Here is a 255-nt window from a genome sequence, read left to right on the forward strand (position 1 = left end):
TACCAGTGTAAAACAGAATGCTTTTTATGGCTGGCCGTATTCCTATTTCGGTAAAAATGAAGATCCGAGAAGAAAAGGAGAAAGACAGGATCTTGTACAGAAAACCATTGTTCCGGATGTTCCTTTGTGAAGTCATACGGCCTCTTTAGGTTTAACATTTTATACAGGTTCACAATTTCCCGAAAAATATAAAAACGGAGCATTTATCGGACAGCACGGATCTTGGAACAGATCTTCTTTGGTAGGATATCAGGT

The 255-nt window shown here is 38.8% G+C and carries 1 pseudogene; it reads left to right on the top strand.

What is annotated here, in order from left to right:
• Nucleotides 1–255 (top strand): annotated as a pseudogene (locus WFK35_RS23165) (PQQ-dependent sugar dehydrogenase); the annotation flags it as partial.

It is taken from the genome of Chryseobacterium sp. VD8, from assembly GCF_037149975.1.
GTDB lineage: Bacteria > Bacteroidota > Bacteroidia > Flavobacteriales > Weeksellaceae > Chryseobacterium > Chryseobacterium indicum.